A 5,432-nucleotide genomic window follows, 5' to 3' on the forward strand; every position below is an offset into this window, starting at 1 on the left:
TGCGTCTGGGGGGGGGGTCTGTTCCCCCCCGGGCGGCCCCCCCCCCCCCCCGCGGGGGGGGGGGGCGCCCCCCTCGACCGGCTGCGGTTCGCCTTCGCCTCCTGTCAGGCCTGGAGTGCGGGCCACTTCACCGCCTACGAGCACATGGCCGCCGAGGACCTCGACCTGGTGGTGCACCTGGGCGACTACATCTACGAGAAGAGCTGGCGGCACGCGCGGGTCGACCAGCCGCAGATCCTCACCGGCGAGGCCACCGACCTGGCCGGGTACCGCCTGCGCTACGCCCTGAACAAGGCCGAGGCCCCGCTGCGCGCGGCGCACGCCGCTTTCCCCTGGATCGTCACCTTCGACGACCACGAGGTGGACAACAACTGGGCCGCCGACCACCCCGGTCTCGGCATCGACATCCACCGGCTGCCGCCGTTGTTCCGCCGCCGCAAGGCCGCCGCCTTCCAGGCCATGTACGAGCACCAACCGCTGCGCCTGGCCCAGATGCCGCGGGGCGCGTCGATGCACCTGCACCGGTGCTTCGGCTGGGGCGGGCTGGCCGAGCTGACCATGCTCGACACCCGCCAGTACCGTTCGGCGCAGGTGTGCGACGAGGACGTCACCACCGACTGCCCGGAGGCCGCCGACCCGCGCCGCACCATTCTCGGTGTCGCGCAACGGGACTGGCTGCTCGACGGGCTGACGAGTTCGACGGCCCGTTGGCAGATCCTCGGCAATCAGGTCGGCATGGGCGAGACCGACATCGACCCTGGTCCGGGCCTGAAGTTCTCCACCGACTCCTGGGACGGCTACACCGCCGACCGCGACCTGGTGCTCGGTGCGGCGGCTCGCAACGGGGTGGACAACCTGGTGGTCATCACCGGCGACCGCCACCAGAACATGGCCTCGAACCTGCGCGCGGACTACGCCGACCCGGGCTCACCGGTGGTCGCCGCCGAGTTCACCGGCACCTCGATCACCACCGGCGGCAACGGCCGCGACCTGACCGACATCGGCCGGGTGTTGCTGTCGGCCAATCCCGACCTGCGATTCTTCAACTCCCAGCGCGGCTACGTGCGAGTGGATCTGGACCGGTGGCTGTGGCGCAACGACTTCCGGGTGCTGCCCTACATCGATCGCCCCGGCGCGCCGATCCACACCCGCGCCACCTATGTGGTCGAGCACGGGACGCCGGGGGTGGTCGCGGATGCCGAGCAGGCCGCGCCGACGGCCGGACGGGCGGCGGTCCCCGGCGGGCGCTGAATCATCGCGCCTGCACCGGCCGCGGCCGCCGTTCCGACGCCCGCTCGTCCTCAGTCCTGGGTGGGCCCGTGCGCGGCGTCGTACCAGCGGTGCGGCACCGTCCAGTCCCACCGCGCCTCGCGTTCGGCCGCCTCGATGCGTTCCTCGTCCTCGACGCGTCGCAACCACTCCTCGTAACAGGGCATCAGGCCGCCGACCCCCGCGCCGTAGAGGAGGAATCCGCGCATGAAGTATCGCCAGATCGAGCGAGCCGTGATGTGCTTGGACATCGTGACCTCCTGAGCGACGGACACCGATCCCGGCCCGGCCGGCCGCACCGGGGCCGCCTCGGGTGGGGCCGAGGCTTCGGTGGGGGCCGAGGCGTCGGTGGGGGCCGAGCTTCGGTGGGCAAAGAATAGCCCCGGCTACAGGAGAAATGTCCGGTTTCAACGATCTCGAAACCTTCGCCGGGCCCGGCGTGACATTCGGCCCGCCGCGCCGGGGGCCGAACGTGCCGAGCCGCGCCCCGACGCGCGGGTGATGCCCACCCGGCGGGCCGCCGCGGATGTGCGACGATGGGCAGGGTGACCGGGAAGACTGGCTCCGAGACGACTGGCCCCGAGACGACTGGCCCCGAGATGAACGGCCCCGCGAAGACCGACTCCGAGAAGACCGGCCACGCGAAGACCGGCTCCGCGAAGACCGGCTCCGCGAACAACGGCCACGCGAAGACCGGCTCCGCGAACAACAGCCACGCGACTACCGGCCACGCGAAGACCGGTTCCGAACAGCGCCTCCGCGATCTCGCCCGGCTGCGCCGGGTGCGCGACCGCATCGACCGCGAGTACGCCCGCCCGCTCGATGTGGAGGCCCTCGCCCGCGACGCGCACATGTCGGCCGGCCACCTCAGCAGGCAGTTCCGCGCCGCCTACGGCGAGTCCCCGTACAGCTATCTGATGACCCGCCGCATCGAGCGCGCCATGGCCCTGCTGCGCCGAGGCGACCTGAGCGTCACCGAGGTGTGCTTCGCGGTCGGCTGTTCGTCGCTTGGCACCTTCAGCACCCGCTTCACCGAACTGGTCGGCGTCTCCCCGAGCGCCTACCGCAAGCAGGCCGCGCAGGCGCCGTTGGACCTGCCCACGCTGGTGATCAAGAAGGTCGCCAGACCGGTCAGGAATCGAGAAGCGCGGCCCGACGGACCGGAACTAGCGTGATCGCCATGAACATCAGCATCGCTTCCAGCTTCCTCCCCCACGACGACGCCGAGGCCGCGCTGGCCTTCTATCGCGACGCCCTCGGCTTCGAACTGCGCCAGGACGTCGGCTACGACGGCATGCGCTGGCTGACCGTCGGCCCGCCCGGTCAGCCGGACACCTCCATCGTGCTGCACCCACCCGCCGCCGATCCCGGCATCACCGACGAGGAGCGCCGGGTCATCACCGAGATGATGGCCAAGGGCACCTACGGCTCGGTGCTGCTGGCCTCCACCGACGTGGACGCCGCCTTCGAGGAGTTGCAGGGCAAGGACGTGGAGATCGTGCAGGAGCCGATCGACCAGCCGTACGGCGTACGCGATTTCGCGCTGCGCGATCCGGCGGGCAACGTGATCCGTATCCAGCAGCGCCGCTGACTCTTTCGCATCAGCGACTCCCCCGCCCGAGACCACCAGCCCCACCGCCGACCGATGGAGACCCGATGAGCCCGGCCAGCACGAAGAAGGCCCCGCACGTTGCCGACACCCACGATGTGATCCGCGTGCAGGGCGCGCGCGAGAACAATCTGAAGAACGTCGACGTCGAGATCCCCAAACGCAGGCTGACGGTGTTCACCGGTGTCTCCGGGTCGGGCAAGAGCTCGCTGGTGTTCGGGACCATCGCCGCGGAGTCGCAGCGGATGATCAACGAGACCTACAGCGCCTTCGTGCAGGGCTTCATGCCCACCCTGGCCAGGCCGGAGGTGGACCGGCTGGAGGGGCTGACCACCGCGATCATCGTCGACCAGGAGCGCATGGGCGCCAATGTGCGCTCCACGGTCGGCACCGCCACCGACGCCAACGCCCTGCTTCGCATCCTGTTCAGCAGGCTGGGCCGCCCGCACATCGGCGGTCCGCAGGCGTACTCGTTCAACGTGGCCTCCATCAGCGGCGCGGGCGCGGTGACGGTGACGAAGGGCAGCCAGGAGATCAGGGAGCGGCGCGAGTTCGCCATCACCGGCGGCATGTGCCCGCGCTGCGAGGGCATGGGCCTGGTCTCCGATTTCGATCTGTCCGCGCTGTACGACGACTCCAAGTCGCTGGCCGAGGGCGCGCTCACCATCCCCGGCTACAGCATGGACGGCTGGTACGGCCGCATCTTCATGGGCTCGGGTTTCCTCGACCCGGACAAGCCGATCCGCGAGTACACCAAGCGCGAGCTCAACGACCTGCTCTACAAGGAGCCCACCCGGATCAAGGTCGACAATGTCAACGTCACCTACGAGGGACTGATCCCGCGCATCCAGAAGTCGTTCCTGTCCAAGGACCGCGAGGCCATGCAGCCGCACATCCGCGCCTTCGTCGACCGCGCGGTCACCTTCGCCACCTGTCCCGAGTGCGCGGGCACCCGGCTCAGCGAGGCGGCCCGCTCGTCGAAGATCGACGGCAAGTCCATCGCCGACGTGTGCGCCATGCAGATCACCGACCTGGCCGAATGGGTGCGCGGACTGGACGAGCCCTCGGTGGCGCCGCTGCTGACCACCCTGCGCCACACCCTCGACGGCTTCGTCGAGATCGGCCTCGGCTATCTGTCCCTCGACCGGCCCGCGGGCACACTGTCCGGCGGTGAGGCGCAGCGCACCAAGATGATCCGCCACCTGGGGTCCGCGCTGACCGATGTCACCTATGTCTTCGACGAGCCGACCATCGGCCTGCACCCGCACGACATCCAGCGCATGAACGAGCTGCTGATCCGCCTGCGCGACAAGGGCAACACGGTGCTGGTGGTCGAGCACAAGCCGGAGACCATCGCCATCGCCGACCACGTGGTCGACCTCGGTCCCGGCGCGGGCACCGAGGGCGGCACCATCTGCTACGAGGGCGATGTGGCGGGACTGACCGAGTCCGACACCCGCACCGGCCGACACCTCGGCTATCGCGCCGCGGTCAAGGACACCGTCCGCGAACCCACCGGCGCGCTGGAGATCCGCGGCGCGAACCAGAACAACCTGCGCAACGTGGACATCGACATCCCCACCGGCATCCTCACCGTGGTGACGGGTGTGGCGGGTTCGGGCAAGAGCTCGCTCATCCACGGCAACCTGGCCAAGCGCGAGGGCGTGGTGGTGGTCGACCAGTCGGCCATCAAGGGGTCGCGCCGCTCCAACCCGGCCACCTACACCGGCCTGCTCGAACCGATCCGCAAAGCCTTCGCCAAGGCCAACGGCGTGAAACCCGCACTGTTCAGCCCGAATTCGGAGGGCGCCTGCCCCACCTGCAACGGCGCGGGCGTGGTCTACACCGACCTGGGCCCGATGGCGAGCGTGTCCACGGTGTGCGAGCTGTGCGAGGGCAAGCGCTTCGACGCCTCGGTGCTCGAGTACCGGCTCGGCGGCCGCGACATCAGCGAGGTGCTGGCCATGCCCGCCGCCGAGGCCGCCGAGTTCTTCGGCTCCGGGGAGGCCCGCACCCCCGCCGCGCACAAGATCCTGCGGCGCATCACCGATGTCGGCCTCGGCTACATCACCCTCGGCCAGCCGCTGACCACCCTGTCCGGTGGCGAGCGCCAGCGGCTCAAGCTGGCGAGCCAGATGGCGGACAAGGGCGAGGTCTACATCCTGGACGAGCCGACCACCGGTCTGCACCTGGCCGATGTCGCGAATCTGCTCGCTCTGCTGGACCGCCTGGTCGACGGCGGCAAGACGGTGATCGTCATCGAGCACCACCAGGCCGTCATGGCGCACGCCGACTGGATCGTCGATCTCGGCCCCGGCGCCGGCCACGACGGCGGCAGCGTCGTCTTCGAGGGCACCCCAGCCGATCTGATCGCCGACGGCTCGACCCTCACCGGCAAGCACCTCGCCGAGTACATCGCGGGCTGAGGCCCCCGGCCTGCCCTACGGGTGCGGGCGCGGGGCCCCCCCCGCGGGGGGGGGGGGGGGGGGGGGGGGCGCGCCCCCCCCCCCCCCCCGGGGGCCGGGGGGGGGCCCCCCCGGGGGGGGGGGGGGGG

Annotated in this window: 5 protein-coding genes; 4 read left to right on the forward strand and 1 reads right to left on the reverse strand. The window is 70.7% G+C overall.

Annotation, left to right across the window (positions count from 1 at the left end; translation table 11 throughout):
- Positions 1-1,251, forward strand: a 1,251-nt coding sequence (locus QH283_RS17670) for an alkaline phosphatase D family protein (RefSeq protein ID WP_280504092.1), incomplete at its 5' end; no start/stop codon positions are given.
- A 50-nt stretch (positions 1,252-1,301) separates the two neighbouring features.
- Here the strand turns inward: QH283_RS17670 and QH283_RS17675 are convergent.
- Complete coding sequence (locus tag QH283_RS17675) at positions 1,302-1,520, reverse strand: hypothetical protein (RefSeq protein WP_280504093.1); 219 nt, start codon at positions 1,518-1,520, stop codon at positions 1,302-1,304.
- A 522-nt stretch (positions 1,521-2,042) separates the two neighbouring features.
- Here QH283_RS17675 and QH283_RS17680 point away from each other — a divergent pair.
- The 3 genes from QH283_RS17680 (at position 2,043) to QH283_RS17690 (ending at position 5,304) form a co-directional block, all read left to right on the forward strand.
- Complete coding sequence (locus QH283_RS17680; protein ID WP_280504096.1) at positions 2,043-2,444, forward strand: helix-turn-helix transcriptional regulator; 402 nt, start codon at positions 2,043-2,045, stop codon at positions 2,442-2,444.
- Between the two features lie 5 nt (positions 2,445-2,449).
- Entirely contained in the window at positions 2,450-2,860 is a 411-nt protein-coding gene (locus QH283_RS17685) for a VOC family protein (RefSeq protein ID WP_280504094.1), read from the forward strand.
- A gap of 65 nt (positions 2,861-2,925) precedes the next feature.
- The gene (locus QH283_RS17690) at positions 2,926-5,304 is read left to right on the forward strand and encodes an excinuclease ABC subunit UvrA (protein ID WP_280504095.1); all 2,379 of its coding nucleotides are present in this window, start codon (positions 2,926-2,928) and stop codon (positions 5,302-5,304) included.
- Positions 5,305-5,432: the final 128 nt, after the last annotated feature.

Origin of the sequence: Nocardia farcinica (assembly GCF_029867845.1) — a bacterium.
In the GTDB taxonomy this organism is placed as follows: Bacteria; Actinomycetota; Actinomycetes; order Mycobacteriales; family Mycobacteriaceae; genus Nocardia; species Nocardia farcinica_A.

What these genes read in the sequence shown, in the direction of transcription:
- QH283_RS17675 (WP_280504093.1), bottom strand. Translation starts at nt 1,520, where the DNA reads ATGTCCAAGCACATCACGGCTCGCTCGATCTGGCGATACTTCATGCGC.
- QH283_RS17685 (WP_280504094.1), top strand. Translation starts at nt 2,450, where the DNA reads ATGAACATCAGCATCGCTTCCAGCTTCCTCCCCCACGACGACGCCGAG.
- QH283_RS17690 (WP_280504095.1), top strand. Translation starts at nt 2,926, where the DNA reads ATGAGCCCGGCCAGCACGAAGAAGGCCCCGCACGTTGCCGACACCCAC.